Annotated in this window: 15 protein-coding genes and 1 pseudogene; 13 read left to right on the forward strand and 3 right to left on the reverse strand. The window is 75.8% G+C overall.

From position 1 onward, the window contains the following. Positions 1-60 precede the first annotated feature (60 nt). From rplS to ACRYR8_RS15445, 9 genes are all read left to right on the forward strand, one after another. Positions 61-420 carry a 50S ribosomal protein L19 gene (gene rplS / locus ACRYR8_RS15405; protein ID WP_432485421.1) on the forward strand — a complete coding sequence of 120 codons (360 nt, stop codon included), beginning with the start codon at positions 61-63 and terminating at the stop codon, positions 418-420. A gap of 169 nt (positions 421-589) precedes the next feature. Continuing rightward, positions 590-1,255: a signal peptidase I gene (gene lepB, locus ACRYR8_RS15410; RefSeq protein ID WP_432485423.1), complete on the forward strand. Its 666-nt coding sequence runs from the start codon at positions 590-592 to the stop codon at positions 1,253-1,255. Next, positions 1,252-2,004, forward strand: coding sequence for a signal peptidase I (gene lepB, locus ACRYR8_RS15415; protein ID WP_432485425.1), 753 nt, complete (start codon positions 1,252-1,254; stop codon positions 2,002-2,004). The genes lepB (ACRYR8_RS15410) and lepB (ACRYR8_RS15415) overlap by 4 nt, the downstream gene beginning before the upstream one ends. Then, complete coding sequence (locus ACRYR8_RS15420) at positions 2,001-2,762, forward strand: ribonuclease HII (RefSeq protein WP_432485427.1); 762 nt, start codon at positions 2,001-2,003, stop codon at positions 2,760-2,762. Before lepB (ACRYR8_RS15415) ends, ACRYR8_RS15420 begins: the two co-directional genes overlap by 4 nt. A gap of 7 nt (positions 2,763-2,769) precedes the next feature. Continuing rightward, positions 2,770-3,096 carry a DUF2469 domain-containing protein gene (locus tag ACRYR8_RS15425; protein WP_242129558.1) on the forward strand — a complete coding sequence of 109 codons (327 nt, stop codon included), beginning with the start codon at positions 2,770-2,772 and terminating at the stop codon, positions 3,094-3,096. Positions 3,097-3,197: 101 nt separating this feature from the next. After that, a complete protein-coding gene (locus ACRYR8_RS15430; RefSeq protein WP_432485429.1) occupies positions 3,198-3,566 on the forward strand; it encodes a YraN family protein in 369 nt (122 codons plus the stop codon). Then, entirely contained in the window at positions 3,566-5,125 is a 1,560-nt protein-coding gene (locus ACRYR8_RS15435; protein ID WP_432485431.1) for a YifB family Mg chelatase-like AAA ATPase, read from the forward strand. The genes ACRYR8_RS15430 and ACRYR8_RS15435 overlap by 1 nt, the downstream gene beginning before the upstream one ends. Beyond that, positions 5,122-6,321: a DNA-processing protein DprA gene (gene dprA / locus ACRYR8_RS15440; RefSeq protein WP_432485433.1), complete on the forward strand. Its 1,200-nt coding sequence runs from the start codon at positions 5,122-5,124 to the stop codon at positions 6,319-6,321. The genes ACRYR8_RS15435 and dprA overlap by 4 nt, the downstream gene beginning before the upstream one ends. A gap of 154 nt (positions 6,322-6,475) precedes the next feature. After that, positions 6,476-7,645 carry an RtcB family protein gene (locus tag ACRYR8_RS15445; protein WP_432485435.1) on the forward strand — a complete coding sequence of 390 codons (1,170 nt, stop codon included), beginning with the start codon at positions 6,476-6,478 and terminating at the stop codon, positions 7,643-7,645. A gap of 154 nt (positions 7,646-7,799) precedes the next feature. Here the strand turns inward: ACRYR8_RS15445 and ACRYR8_RS15450 are convergent, their stop codons facing one another. Then, positions 7,800-8,159 (reverse strand): histone-like nucleoid-structuring protein Lsr2, encoded by a 360-nt coding sequence (locus tag ACRYR8_RS15450; protein ID WP_432485437.1) that lies wholly within the window; start codon positions 8,157-8,159, stop codon positions 7,800-7,802. 562 nt (positions 8,160-8,721) lie between these two features. On the opposite strand from ACRYR8_RS15450, the pseudogene ACRYR8_RS15455 reads away from it, so the two are divergent. Then, positions 8,722-8,890 (forward strand): annotated as a pseudogene (locus tag ACRYR8_RS15455) (tyrosine-type recombinase/integrase); the annotation flags it as partial. Between the two features lie 89 nt (positions 8,891-8,979). Next, the gene (gene whiG, locus ACRYR8_RS15460; RefSeq protein ID WP_432485439.1) at positions 8,980-9,861 is read left to right on the forward strand and encodes an RNA polymerase sigma factor WhiG; all 882 of its coding nucleotides are present in this window, start codon (positions 8,980-8,982) and stop codon (positions 9,859-9,861) included. A gap of 20 nt (positions 9,862-9,881) precedes the next feature. On the opposite strand, the gene ACRYR8_RS15465 is transcribed toward whiG, so the two are convergent. Together ACRYR8_RS15465 and ACRYR8_RS15470 are read right to left on the reverse strand one after the other, a co-directional pair. After that, positions 9,882-10,445: a murein hydrolase activator EnvC family protein gene (locus ACRYR8_RS15465; protein ID WP_432485441.1), complete on the reverse strand. Its 564-nt coding sequence runs from the start codon at positions 10,443-10,445 to the stop codon at positions 9,882-9,884. A 109-nt stretch (positions 10,446-10,554) separates the two neighbouring features. Further along, a complete protein-coding gene (locus ACRYR8_RS15470) occupies positions 10,555-11,721 on the reverse strand; it encodes a pyridoxal phosphate-dependent aminotransferase (protein WP_432485449.1) in 1,167 nt (388 codons plus the stop codon). A gap of 266 nt (positions 11,722-11,987) precedes the next feature. On the opposite strand from ACRYR8_RS15470, the gene rpsB reads away from it, so the two are divergent. Together rpsB and tsf are read left to right on the forward strand one after the other, a co-directional pair. Then, positions 11,988-12,923 (forward strand): 30S ribosomal protein S2, encoded by a 936-nt coding sequence (gene rpsB / locus ACRYR8_RS15475; RefSeq protein ID WP_432485443.1) that lies wholly within the window; start codon positions 11,988-11,990, stop codon positions 12,921-12,923. Positions 12,924-13,016: 93 nt separating this feature from the next. Continuing rightward, the gene (tsf, locus tag ACRYR8_RS15480) at positions 13,017-13,844 is read left to right on the forward strand and encodes a translation elongation factor Ts (protein ID WP_432485445.1); all 828 of its coding nucleotides are present in this window, start codon (positions 13,017-13,019) and stop codon (positions 13,842-13,844) included. Positions 13,845-13,975 lie beyond the last annotated feature (131 nt).

A 13,975-nucleotide genomic window follows, 5' to 3' on the forward strand; every position in this document is an offset into this window, starting at 1 on the left:
TCGCGGGACCGATGCCTGAGCCGGGGACCCGTGGCGCCGGCAGGGGAGAAGAGCGACACCATGCACGTGCTCGACACCGTCGACGCCGCCAGCCTGCGCGACGACGTCCCGGAGTTCCGCGCCGGCGACACCCTGAAGGTCCACGTCAAGGTCGTCGAGGGCAACCGCTCGCGCGTCCAGGTCTTCCAGGGCGTCGTCATCCGCCGCACCGGCGGCGGCGTGCGCGAGAGCTTCACCGTCCGCAAGGTGAGCTTCGGCGTCGGCGTGGAGCGGACCTTCCCGCTGCACACCCCGATCATCGAGAAGATCGAGGTCATCACCCGCGGTGACGTCAAGCGCGCCAAGCTGTACTACCTGCGCGACCTCCGCGGCAAGGCTGCCAAGATCAAGGAGCGCCGCGACTCCACGCCGCGCGGCTGACCAGCCCTCCCGCGCGACGGGCCGGGTCCCTCCGGGGCCCGGCCCGTCGTCGTCCCCGCCCCCGTCCACCGCGCGGCGGGCGGTCCGCCGGCACCGGGGGGCACTAGCATCGTGCCCGCGCCGGGTCCGCCTGCAGCGCGACAGCAGCACCCCCGCAGGCAGGAGCACCGTGACGACCACCCGCCCGACGCCGGCCCCGCGCACGGGCTCGCGCAGCTCCCGGGGCGCGCGCGCCGTCACCGTGCTGGCCCTGGCGCTCCTGGTGGCGCTGCTCCTGCGCAGCTTCGTGGTGCAGACCTTCTCCATCCCCTCCGACTCCATGAGCCCCACCCTGGAGCCGGGCCAGCGCGTGCTGGTCTGGCGGGTGGGTGCGCAGGACGTCCACCGCGGTGACGTCGTCGTCTTCGACGGCACGGGGACCTTCGCCCCCTCCCCGGCCGAGCCGGAGGGCCTGGCCGCCCTCGGCGCCGCCGTCGGCGGCCTGCTCGGCTTCCACCCCGGCGAGAGCGACTACGTCAAGCGCGTCGTCGGCCTGCCCGGCGAGCGCATCACCTGCTGCGACCCCCGGGGCCGCCTGCTCGTCGACGGCGAGCCCCTCGAGGAGCCCTACCTGCACCCCGGCGACACGGCCAGCGACGTCGAGTTCGACATCGAGGTCCCCCCGGGCAGGGTGTGGGTGATGGGCGACCACCGCAGCGAGTCCGTGGACTCCCGTTCCCACCTCGCCGCCCCCGGTGGGGGCACCATCGCCCTGGAGGACCTCGTGGGTCGCGTCGTGGCCGTCAGCTGGCCGCCGTCCGAGATCGGCACCGTCACCCGGGGGGCCGACGAGTGAGCGCCGGCAACGACGCGCGCGAGCAGCCCGCCGGCCGGCCGGGGTCCGCTCCGCCCGCGCGCCCGCGCGGCGGCGTCCTGGCCGCCGTGCGCGAGACCGTCCTCGTCGTCGCGGTGGCCCTGGTCATCTCCCTGGTCGTGAAGACCTTCCTGCTGCAGGCCTTCTACATCCCCTCGCAGTCGATGGAGCGCACCCTCGACATCGGCGACCGCGTCGTGGTCAGCAAGCTCACCCCGGGCCCGTTCGAGCTGCACCGCGGCGACGTCGTCGTCTTCGCCGACCCCGGCGGCTGGCTGGCCGACACCCCCGAGCCGGAGCGCAGTCCGCTGGGCGCCGTCGTCGCGGACGTCCTCACCTTCGTGGGGCTGCTGCCGGAGGACTCCGACGAGCACCTCATCAAGCGCGTCGTCGGGCTGCCCGGCGACCACGTCGTCTGCTGCGACGCCCGGGGCCGGGTCACCGTCAACGACGTGCCGGTCGACGAGACCGCCTACCTCTACCCGGACGCCGACCCGAGCCTCGACCCCTTCGACGTCACCGTCCCCGAGGACGGCTTGTGGGTCATGGGCGACAACCGCGCCGAGTCGGCCGACTCCCGCTACAACCGCGACAAGGAGCACGACGGGTTCGTGCCCCTGGAGGACGTGGTGGGCCGCGCCTACGCGGTCGTGTGGCCGCTGTCGCACGCCGACTGGCTGGGCACGCCCGGCGCCTTCGACGGTGTCCCCGGCCGCTCGGGGGTCGGGTGAGCCCCACCGCCGCCCCCACCCTGCGGGTGGAGCGCTCCCTGCTGCGGGCCGGGCACGGGCTGGTGGCAGGGGTGGACGAGGTGGGCCGCGGTGCGCTGGCCGGGCCGGTGAGCGTCGGCGTCCTGGTCGTCGGCCCGCACACGCCCGCCGCGCCCCGGGGCCTGCGCGACTCCAAGCTGCTCACCCCCGCCGCCCGCGAGGCGCTCGTGCCGGCGCTGCGCGACTGGGCCGCGGCGTGGGCCGTGGGTCACGCCGAACCCGCGGAGATCGACGCGCTCGGCATCACCGCGGCCCTGCGCCTGGCGGGTCGGCGTGCGCTGGCGCAGCTGGCCGAGCCGCCCGCCGCGGTCCTGCTCGACGGCAGCCACGACTGGCTCAGCGACCCGCCTGGGCAGGCCCTGCCGGGCCTCGGCGAGCCGGTCCTGCCCTGCGCCGCACCGCCGGTGACCACCCGCGTCAAGGCCGACACCACCTGCGCCGCCGTGGCAGGCGCCAGCGTCCTGGCCAAGACGGCGCGCGACGCCCTGATGGCGCGGAGGCACGAGGAGCACCCGCACTACGGCTGGGCGGCCAACAAGGGCTACGGCGCGCCGGAGCACCTCGCCGCCGTCGCCGAGCACGGGCGGTGCTCGCAGCACCGGCTCAGCTGGCGGCTCCCCGCCGCAGCGCTGCCCCCCGCCCCGCGCGGCGCCCGGGCGGCCGACACGCTGCAGCCGCCGGTCGGTCCCGGTCCCGGTCGCGGGGCGCGGGGGGCATGATGGTGCCGTGAGCGCCGAGGACCTCGAGAACTACGAGACCGAGATGGAGCTGCAGCTCTACCGGGAGTACCGGGACGTCGTGTCGCTCTTCTCCTACGTCGTCGAGACGGAGAGGCGCTTCTACCTGGCCAACTCGGTGGACCTCCAGGTGCGCACCGGTGACGGCGAGACGTACTTCGAGCTGAACCTGCACGACGCCTGGGTCTGGGACGTCTACCGCCCGGCGCGCTTCGTGCGCGACGTGCGGGTCGTGACGTTCAAGGACGTCAACGTCGAGGAGCTGCAGAAGCGCGACATCGAGGTCCCCGACACCCCGCAGCTGCGCGAGCGCTGACGCGCCGGGCTCTCCACAGCCGGGTGCCCGTCGCGTCCTGATCGCCCCGCTGTGGACGGCGCCCGCCCGCGCCGGCGCCGGGGCGAGGGTGCGCACCGGAGGTGGTGCGCGTGCGCGCGAAGGACGAGGTCGGCCGGTACGGCGAACGGCTGGCGGCCCGCAGGCTCGGCGAGGCCGGGATGACGGTGCTGGAGACCAACTGGCGCTGCCGCGCCGGGGAGATCGACATCGTGGCCCGCGACGGGCGGTGCCTGGTCGTGTGCGAGGTCAAGACACGCCGCAGCACCCGGGCGGGTGCCGCGGTGGAGGCGGTGACACCGGCGAAGGTCGCACGGCTGCGGCGGCTGGCGGGGGAGTGGCTCAGCGCCCACCCCGGGCTGCGCCCCGCGGGCGTGCGCCTGGACGTGGTGGCGGTGACGCTGCCCGCGCGGGGGGCCCCGCTCGTGCAGCACCTGCGCGGGGTGTCCTGATGGCGCTGGCCCGCTCCCTCGCCGTCGGCCTGGTCGGCCTGCAGGGGCACCTGGTGGAGGTGGAGGCGGACATCTCCGGAGGGCTGCCGGCGTTCGTGCTCGTCGGCCTCCCGGACGCCTCCCTGCACGAGGCGAAGGACCGGGTGCGGGCGGCGACGGCCAACTCCGGCTTCGCCCTGCCGCTGCAGCGCATCACGGTGAACCTGTCCCCGGCCACGCTGCCGAAGTCCGGTTCCTCGTTCGACCTGGCCGTGGCGGTGGCCGCGCTCACCGCCGCCGGTGTGCTCCCCGCCGAGGCCTCGGCCGGTGCCGTGCACCTGGGCGAGCTGGGCCTGGACGGCAGCGTGCGCGCCGTGGACGGCGTGCTGCCGGCGGTGCTGGCCGCCGCCCGGGCCGGGGTCCGCACCGTCGTGGTGCCCGCCGCCACCGCCGAGGAGGCCGCGCTGGTGCCGGGCGTGCGGGTGCGCGGGGTCCGCTGGCTGGCCGAGCTCGTGGCCGACTACCGCGGTGAGCCCTGCGGCGAGCTGCCGGACCCGCCCGCCGCGCCGGCGCCCGTCCCGCCCGCCGCACGGCCCGTGCCGGACCTGGCCGACGTCGTCGGGCAGGCCGAGGCGCGCTTCGCCCTCGAGGTCGCCGCCGCCGGCGCCCACCACCTGCTCATGAGCGGGCCTCCCGGGGCCGGCAAGACGATGCTGGCCGCCCGCTTGCCCGGCCTGCTGCCCGACCTGGACGAGGAGGCCGCGCTGGAGGTGACGGCGGTGCACTCGATCGCCGGCGCTCTTCGCGCCCGCCCCGGGACGCCCGCCCTGATCACCCGTCCCCCCTACGAGGACCCCCACCACACCGCCTCCGTGGCCTCCGTCGTCGGTGGCGGTACCGGGGTGCCGCGCCCCGGCGCCGTCTCCCGCGCCCACCGCGGCGTGCTCTTCCTCGACGAGGCGCCGGAGTTCGAGAGCCGCGTCCTGGAAGCGCTGCGCCAGCCGCTGGAGCACGGCGAGCTGGTCCTGCATCGGGCCCGCGGTGCGGCCCGCTACCCCGCGCGCTTCCAGCTGGTCCTGGCCGCCAACCCCTGCCCGTGCGGGCGCGCCCTCGGCAGGGCGCTGGACTGCACCTGCACCCCGCAGTCGCGGCGGCGCTACGCGGCGAAGCTGTCCGGTCCCCTGCTGGACCGCGTCGACGTTCGCGTGGACGTGCGGGCGGTCACCCGCGCGCAGGTGGCCGAGGCGTCGGCGCCGGAGAGCACCGCCGTGGTCGCCGCCCGCGTCCGGGCCGCCCGTGCCCTCGCCGAGGAGCGTCTTCGCCCGCACGGCGCTCGGTGCAACGGCGAGCTGCGCGGACCGCTGCTGCGGGGCCCGCTGCGCCTGCCGCCCGCGGTGACCGCGGACCTCGACCGGGCCATGGAGCGCGGGGCGCTGACGCTGCGGGGGGTGGACCGCGTCCTGCGCGTGGCGTGGACCGTCGCCGACCTGCGCGGGGCGGACACCCCCGGACGCGACGACGTCGGGCGGGCGCTCGCGCTGCGCGGGGTGGGCGGGGCACTGGCCGGAGCGGCGGCGTGAGCGCCCCCGGGTCCGCGCCGGCCGGATCCCCGGGCCTGCCGCCCGTGCGCCGGGTGCCGGCTGCGCTGCGCCCCGCCCTCGACGACGAGCGGCTCGCCCGTGCGGCGTGGAGCCGGCTCGCCGAGCCGGGCGACGCGGCGGCGGCCGCCCTGGTCGCCGAGGTCGGTGCCGTCCTGGCCCTTGAGGCGGTCGTCACCGGTCGCGGCCCGCGGCGCTGGCAGACCCGGCTGGAGGACACCGACCCGGCCGCGGACCTCGCGCACGCCCGCGCGGTCGGCGGTCGGCTGGTCGTGCCCGGCGACGACGAGTGGCCCACGGGGGTGGACGCCCTGGCCCACCCCGCCGGCACCGACCGCCCGATGGGTGCACCGCTGGCCCTGTGGGTCCGCGGCACCGCGCACCTGGCCGAGGCGGTGCGCCGGGGAGCTGCGGTCGTCGGCTCCCGCGCCAGCACGGCCTACGGCGAGCACGTCACCTCCGAGATCGCCGCCGGCCTGGCCGAGCGCGGCTTCGGCGTCGTCAGCGGCGGGGCCTTCGGCATCGACGCTGCCGCGCACCGCGCCGCGCTGGCCGTCGACGGCACGAGCGTGGCGGTCCTGGCCGGTGGGGTCGACCGCGTCTACCCGGCCGGCAACGCCGCCCTGCTGGGGCGCCTGGCCCGGCAGGGCGCGCTGGTCAGCGAGGTGCCGTGCGGCGCTTCGCCCACTCGGTGGCGGTTCCTGGAGCGCAACCGCCTCATCGCCGCCGCCACCCTCGGCACGGTGGTGGTGGAGGCCGCCTGGCGCTCGGGGGCGCTGTCGACCGCCGACCGCGCCGAGCGGCTGCTGCGCCCCGTGGGGGCCGTGCCCGGTCCGGTGACCTCCGCAGCCTCCGCAGGCTGCCACCGCCTGCTGCGCGAGCGCGGGGCGGTCTGCGTCACCACCGCCGACGAGGCCGCCGAGCTGCTCGCCCCGGTCGGGGCCGCGCCGGTGCCCGCACCCCCCGACGTGGAGCGCCGTCCCTTCGACGGGTTGGGGCCTGAGGAGCTGCGAGTCGCCGAGTCGCTGCCGCGGCGCAGCGCGTGGGCGACGGAGCGGGTCGCCCGGGCGGCGGGGCTCGAGGCCGCCACGGTCCACGCGGTGCTGGGGCGCCTGGAACTGGCCGGGACCGCCGTGCGCGAGGGGAGCGGCTGGCGCTTGGGTGCCCCGCCGCGGTGAACGCCGGTTGCCGGCCCGCGGCGGCGGGTAGGCAGCACCAGGGGAATCCAGTGGGCCGGAGGGGTGCGGAACGCCTACCGTCGGCCCTCGTGCCTGCGACGAGAGACGTTGCAGTGCAACCGGTGGGATCACCGGAGCGGAGGAGGGGCAGGATGTGGAGAAGCTGGGCGACAAGCTGTTGAACTGGGCCTCGATCCTGGACGAGGGCACCCGCCGGCAGGCGCTGGCCACCGCGAGCCTGCCGTTCATCCACCCGCACGTGGCCCTGATGCCCGACGCGCACCTCGGCAAGGGGGCGACGGTCGGGTCGGTGATCCCCACCGACGGGGCGATCGTCCCGTCGGCGGTGGGTGTCGACATCGGCTGCGGCATGATCGCCGTGCGCACGCAGTTCTCCGAGGCCGACCTGCGCGGACGGGACCTGTCCGCGCTGCGGGTCTCGATCGAGCGCAGCGTGCCGCTCTCGGCCGGTGCGGCCAACCGCGGGGTCAGCGCCAGCGCCGCCCCGCGCGTGGCCGAGCTGGAGGCCCTGGAGCCCGAGCGGGCCGCCTTCCGCGAGGAACTCGTGCCGCGCTGGCGGCTCGCGCTGGGATCCCTGGGCTCGGGCAACCACTTCATCGAGGTGTCCGTCGACGAGGAGGCGGCCGTCTGGCTGTTCCTGCACTCGGGCTCGCGCGGTCCGGGCAACAAGCTGGCGGTGCACCACATCGCCGTCGCCCGCGAGCGCGCCCGCCGCGAGGGGCTCGACCTCCCCGACGCCGACCTCGCCCACCTCGTGGAGGGCACCGAGGAGTTCGACGCCTACCTGGCGGACCTGTACTGGGCGCAGCACTTCGCCCTGCTCAACCGCGAGGAGATGATGGACCGCGTCGCCGCCCGCCTCGGGGAGTTCCTCGGCGAACCGGTGCGGGAGCGGGAGCGGATCAACTGCCACCACAACTACACCAGCCGCGAGGAGCACTACGGGCGGGCGGTGTGGTTGTCCCGCAAGGGGGCCATCGACGCGTCCGCGGGGCGGGCCGGGCTCATCCCGGGGTCGATGGGGACGGCCAGCTACGTCGTGGTCGGCAGGGGGAACCGGGAGTCGTTGAACTCCTCCCCGCACGGTGCGGGGCGCGAGTTCAGCCGCACGGCTGCGCGCAAGCGGTTCACCCGTGAGCAACTGCGCGAGGCGATGGCCGGGATCGAGTACCGCGACACCGACGCCTTCCTCGACGAGCACCCCGGCGCGTACAAGGACGTCGACGTCGTCATGGCCGATGCGGCGGACCTCGTCGAGGTCCGCCACGTGCTGCGCCAGGTGGTCAACGTCAAGGGCGACTGAACCTCGCGGCGGCCGCCCCTCGAGGGTGGCCGGCGACCGGCGCCGGGGGGGGGGGGGGGGGGGGGGGGGGGGGGGGGGGGGGGGGGGGGGGGGGGCGGGGGGGGGGGGGGGGGGGGGGGGGGCCCCCCCCCCCCCCCCCCCCCCCCCCCGGGGCTCAGCCCACGGCCTTCTTGTAGCGCTCGACGACCTCGGACTTGATGCGGCCGCGGTCGCTGACCTCGATGCCGTTCTCCTTCGCCCAGGCGCGCACCGCGGCGCCGTCCACGGCGTCGGCGTCACCGTGCGCGCGGGCCGAGGGTCCCGCAGGGGTCCCGGAGGAGGACCCCGTGCTGCGCCGACCGCCGGTGCGGCGGCCGTGCTCGACGTAGAGGCTGAGCGCCCGCCGCAGCTTCTCGGCGTTGCCGGCGTTCAGGTCGATCTCGTAGTGGGTCCCCTCGAGGCCGAAACGGACGGTCTCGCTCGCCTCGCCACCGTCCACGTCGTCGGTCAGGACCACCGTCGTCCGCTGCGCCACTGCCTCGCCCCTCGTGCGTTCCGTCCGGTCCGGGCGCGGGGTGCGCGCCCGGGCCCGCAGCCGGTGCACCTGCTGCGGTGAGCCGTGCGGACGCCGGCCATCCTGGCACGTCGGCGCTCGTGCGCCCGGTGGGGACGACCCGGCCGGTGCGCGCGGCACCGGCCCCTGTCGCGCGCAACCGCTCGGAGCACGCGGTGCGCGCCTCCCGCCCCGACGTGCGCGACCTGCTCACGACGACCCTGCCCGCCGACGACGACAGGCACCTGGACCTCGACCTGCGGTCCCTGGTGGACCTGCGCGGTGGACCTGCGCGCTTGGCTGGCGGGAGCGGCAGGGGACCGCGCGCGCTCCACGCCGGCGCGGCGGGCGGCGGCGGCGGCGCGGACTTCCCCCGCCTGAGCCGTCCGCACCGGACGATCCTCGGCGGACGCGGGCCTGCGGCTGCGCGCACCCCGCCGTGCGTCGTCCCTGCCGCACGTGCTCACCGCGGGCCAGGTGGAACAGCCGCCCGGAGCCGCGAGCGAGCCCGCCGCGCGGGTACCGGGGGCGTCCCCGGCCTCTCCACGGGCCGCGCCACGCGGCGGCCACTCACGTGTCTCGACGCCGGGGCCGACCTTCGTAGCGTTCAGGAATTGCTCGGTCACGCTACGCTGACAACGACGCAGATCTACACGCACGTCTCCGTCGAACGGCTGCGGAGATCGCACCGTCAGGCTCACCCGCGGGCCTGACGCACCGGGGGGAGGACACGGTGGACGCACCATCGGGGCGCGAGAGCGCCACGACAGCGCCGTCGGAGCGCGCGGCTCCCGGACTCCGAGTGGTGACCGACGACGGCGTGCAGGAGACCCCCCGCGAGGAGGTCCGCGCCGCCGGGCGGCCCCAGGCCAACGCCCGCTTCACCAGCCGCAAGGGCCCGACCACCCCCGAGCAGGAGGAGGCCGAGGCGCGCCTGCGCGCGATGTGGGAGGAGTTCAAGGCCAACGGCGACGCGCTCGTGCGCGAGAAGCTGATCATGCACTACTCGCCGCTGGTCAAGTACGTCGCCGGGCGGGTGGGTGTCGGGCTGCCGCCGAACATCGAGCAGGCCGACCTCGTCTCCTACGGGATCTTCGGCCTCATCGACGCCATCGAGAAGTTCGACATCGAGCGCGCGATCAAGTTCGAGACGTACGCGATCTCCCGGATCCGCGGCGCGATCATCGACGAGCTGCGCGCCATCGACTGGATCCCGCGCTCGGTGCGCAGCAAGGCGCGCGAGGTGGAACGCACCTACGCCGCCCTCCAGGGGGAGCTGCACCGCACCCCCACCGAGGCCGAGGTGGCCGAGCGGATGGGCATCCCCCTGTCCGACCTGCACCACATCTTCAGCCAGGTCTCCTACGTCAACGTGGTGGCCCTGGACGAGCTGCTCAGCGTCTCGGGGGAGAAGGGCGACAAGCTCTCCCTGGTCGACACCCTGGAGGACACCAGGGCGGAGGACCCCGTCGCGGCCTTCGAGGGCGAGGAGACGAAGTTCCTGCTCGCCCGGGCCGTCAACCAGCTGCCCGAGCGGGAGAAGATCGTCGTCACCCTCTACTACTACGAGGGCCTCACCCTCGCCGAGATCGGCCGGGTGCTGGGGGTCACCGAGTCGCGCATCTGCCAGATGCACACCAAGGCCGTGCTGCAGCTGCGGGGCAAGCTCAGCGACGCCGGCTGAGGGAGGGGCGCCCGGGCGGCTCACGCCGGCCGGCCCAGCGGCAGCAGCACCGGCGCCGGTGCCGGCTCGAGGAGCGGCAGCGGGTCGAGGTAGTCCTGATCGCGCCGCAGCCCCAGGTGCAGGCACGGGCCCTGCCCGCAGTGCACCACCTCGGCGAGCGCGCCGAGGACGTCGCCGCGCTCCAGGCGCGTGCCGACCGGCGCGGAGGCCGTGACCGGCTCGTAGCTGGTGCGCAGCCCGCCGGCGTGCTCCAGCACCACCACCCCGCGGCCCGCCACCGGCCCGGCGAAGACCACGGCGCCCGCTGCCGGCGCCAGCACCTGCTGCCCCGGCGACGCCGCCAGGTCCAGCCCGCGGTGGCCGGGCGCGTAGCGGCCGACGTCGTCGTAGCCGCGCAGGACCACCGGGCGCGGCTCCAGCGGCCACGTCCACGGACCTGCGCCCCCTCGCACCGGTCCCGGGGCGCTCGCAGCGGTGGCGGGGGTCGGGCCGGGGGGTGCGGGGCCCGCGGACGGGGCGAGGACCGCCAGGGCGGCGGCTCCCGCTCCGGCCAGGAACAGCGCGGAGGCGGTGGAGGACGGCACGCCGCGACGGTGCCACCGGGGGTGGGGCGGCCGCCGCGGGGCGAGGGCGGCCCTGTGGACGGGGCGCGCCGTGCCGTGCTGCTGCTCCCGCGGTGCCCGGGCGAGCGGCTCAGCCCCGGCGCAGGGCCTGCAGCCGCTCGCACGCCTCCAGGAGCACGGCGTCGGACTTGCAGAAGGTGAAGCGCACGAGCGGCCCTGCCGCCCCGGCGGCCGGGCCGCCGTCGGCGCAGAAGGCCGCGACCGGCACTCCCACCACCCCGGCCAGCTCCGGCAGGGCGCGGCAGAAGGCGGTCCCGTCCTCGTGACCGAGCGGGCGCGGGTCGGCCACGACGAAGTAGGTCCCCCGGGGCGTGCCCACGTCGAAGCCGGCGGCCAGCAGGCCTTCGCGCAGCAGGTCGCGGCGGCGCTGCAGGTCCGCGGCCAGGTCGCGGTAGAAGTCGTCCCCCAGGGCCAGCGCGCGGGCCACGGCCGGCTGGAAGGGGGCGGCGTTGACGTAGGTGAGGAACTGCTTCACGGTGCGCACGGCCGCCACCAGGTGCGCCGGCCCGCTCACCCAGCCGACCTTCCAGCCGGTGACGGAGAAGGTCTTGCCGGCCGAGGAGACGCTCAGGGTGCGTTCGGCCATCCCCGGCAGGGTGGCCAGGGGCACGTGCCGGGCCTCGTCGAAGACGAGGTGCTCGTACACCTCGTCGGTGACGACGACGGCGTCGTGCTCGACGGCCAGGGCGGCCACCGAGGCCAGCTCGGCGGGGGTGAGCACCGTGCCGGTGGGGTTGTGGGGGGTGTTGAGCAGGACCAGGCGGGTGCGCGGGGTGAAGGCCGCGCGCAGCCCGTCGAGGTCCAGCGCGAAGCGGCCCGTGCCGTCGGCGGCCGGCAGCAGCGCCACCGAGCGCTGCACCGCCCCGGCCAGGGCGATCACGGCCGCGTAGGAGTCGTAGGTGGGTTCCAGCACCACGACCTCGTCGCCGGGCTCGGCCAGTGCCAGCACGGCCGCTGCGATGCCCTCCGTGGCGCCGGCGGTCACCAGGACCTGCGTGGCGGGGTCCAGCTCCAGCCCGTGGAAGCGGTGCTGGTGCTCGGCGACGGCCTCCAGCAGTTCGGGCGCCCCGACGCCCGGCGGGTACTGGTTGCGACCGGTGCGGATGGCCTCGGCGGCATCGGCCAGCAGCGAGGCGGGGCCGTCGGTGTCGGGGAAGCCCTGCCCCAGGTTGACCGCCCCGGTGCGCTGCGCGAGCGCCGACATCTCGGCGAAGATCGTGGGGCCGAAGCGCCGCATGCGCTGCACGACGCCACCGCGGTCGAGAGTGGTGCTCACGACCCGTAGACTACGGGGGCACGTCGTGCGCGCCCGGCTCCGGCCGATCACGGTCGACGTGACACCGCGTCCCCGCGTCCTGCACGTGGCAGGGAGCCACCCCTCTCGGTCCGCCGTCCACCGGCGGTCGGGGTGCGCCGCCGGGGGCCAGGCGCGACGGGCCGACCGGTCCGCCGCGGAGAACCGATCGGCCCCCGACGCGGGGGCCGGCACGAGGAGGACCACCCATGGCCGTCGTGACGATGCGCCAGCTGCTCGAGTCCGGTGTGCACTTCGGGCACCAGACCCGTCGCTGGAACCCGAAGATGAAGCGCTTCCTGTTCACGGAGCGCAACGGCATCTACATCATCGACCTTCAGCAGTCGCTGTCCTTCATCGACCGCGCCTACGAGTTCGTCAAGGAGACCGTCGCGCACGGCGGCTCGATCCTGTTCATCGGCACGAAGAAGCAGGCGCAGGAGCCCATCGCCGAGCAGGCCCGCCGCGTGGGCATGCCGTACGTCAACCAGCGCTGGCTCGGCGGCATGCTGACCAACTTCTCCACCGTCTCCAAGCGGATCGCGCGCCTGCGCGAGCTCGAGGAGGTCGACTTCGACGACGTGGCCGGTTCCGGCCTGACGAAGAAGGAGCTCCTGGTCCTGCGCCGGGAGAAGGAGAAGCTGGACAAGACCCTCGGCGGCATCCGCGACATGGCGAAGGTCCCCTCCGCGGTGTGGATCGTGGACACCAACAAGGAGCACCTCGCCGTCGACGAGGCGAAGAAGCTCAACATCCCGGTCGTGGCGATCCTGGACTCCAACTGCGACCCGGACGACGTCGACTACCGCATCCCCGGCAACGACGACGCGATCCGCGCCGTCACCCTGCTGACGCGGGTCATCGCCGACGCGGTCGCCGAGGGCCTGCAGGTCCGCCACGGCGGCGGCTCGACCACCGACGCCGAGCCGCTGGCCGCCTGGGAGCAGGACCTGCTCGCCGGCAACGAGAACATCCAGTCCGGCGGCAGCGAGTCCACCGCCACCGTCGAGGCCGCGACCCGTCCGGAGGCCGCTGCCGCTGCCGCCGCCACCGGTCAGGACGCGGAGGCCGTGGCCACGTCCGGCGACGAGCCCGCCGAGGCCGAGGCCCCCTCGCAGACGGTCGGCGCCACCACCCAGGCCTGACCGCGCACGCCCCGGGCCGGAAGCGGCCCGGGGCGTCCGTGCGTCCGGACCACCCCTTCGAGATCGTCCCGACACCCAGGAGGAGAAGGACCGATGGCTGCGTACACCGCTGCTGACGTCAAGAAGCTGCGCGAGATGACCGGCGCGGGCATGCTCGACTGCAAGAACGCCCTGGTCGAGGCCGAGGGCGACTTCGACAAGGCCGTCGAGCTGCTGCGCATCAAGGGCCTCAAGGGCGTCACCAAGCGCGAGGGCCGCGACGCCTCCAACGGCCTGGTGGCCGCGCACGTCGACGGCGGCGTGGGCGTGCTGGTCGAGGTCAACTGCGAGACGGACTTCGTCGCCAAGGGCGAGCGGTTCATCGAGCTGGCCGACCGCGTCCTGCAGCAGGCGGTGGCCACGGGTGCCGCCGACGCGCAGGCCCTGCTGGCCTCCGACATGGACGGCAAGACCGTCCAGGAGGTCCTCGACGAGGCCAACGCGACCATCGGCGAGAAGATCGTCGTCAACCGCGTCGCCCGGGTCGAGGGCGCTCACGTGTCCTCCTACCTGCACAAGACCGCCAGCGACCTGCCGCCCACCATCGGCGTGCTCATCGGCCTGGACTCGGCGAACGACGAGGTCGGCCGCGACATCGCCATGCACGCGGCGGCCATGTCGCCGATCTACCTCAGCCGTGACGAGGTGCCCGCCGAGACGGTGGAGAACGAGCGCCGCATCGCCGAGGAGACCGCGCGCGAGGAGAAGAAGCCCGAGGCCGCGCTGCCCAGGATCGTCGAGGGTCGCGTGAACAGCTACTTCAAGGACAACGTCCTGCTGGAGCAGCCGTTCGCCAAGGACCCCAAGCAGACCATCACCAAGCTGCTCGACGGTGCCGGTGTGAAGGTGACGGGCTTCGCCCGCATCCGCGTCGGCGCCTGAGGCGCCCCACCACGGGGGGGGGGGGGGGGGGGGGGGCGGCCCCCCCCCCCCCCCCCCCCCCCCCCCGCCCCCCCCCCCCCCCCCCCCCCCCCCCCCCCCCCCCCCACCCCCCCCCCCCCCCCCGCCGCCCC

The organism is Kineococcus esterisolvens, from assembly GCF_050871405.1.
GTDB lineage: Bacteria > Actinomycetota > Actinomycetes > Actinomycetales > Kineococcaceae > Kineococcus.

Excerpts from the sequence above, each read along its gene's own strand:
- rplS (WP_432485421.1), top strand. The coding sequence starts at position 61 with ATGCACGTGCTCGACACCGTCGACGCCGCCAGCCTGCGCGACGACGTC.
- ACRYR8_RS15435 (WP_432485431.1), top strand. The coding sequence starts at position 3,566 with ATGGCGCTGGCCCGCTCCCTCGCCGTCGGCCTGGTCGGCCTGCAGGGG.
- ACRYR8_RS15470 (WP_432485449.1), bottom strand. The coding sequence starts at position 11,721 with ATGCGGCGCTTCGGCCCCACGATCTTCGCCGAGATGTCGGCGCTCGCG.
- rpsB (WP_432485443.1), top strand. The coding sequence starts at position 11,988 with ATGGCCGTCGTGACGATGCGCCAGCTGCTCGAGTCCGGTGTGCACTTC.
- tsf (WP_432485445.1), top strand. The coding sequence starts at position 13,017 with ATGGCTGCGTACACCGCTGCTGACGTCAAGAAGCTGCGCGAGATGACC.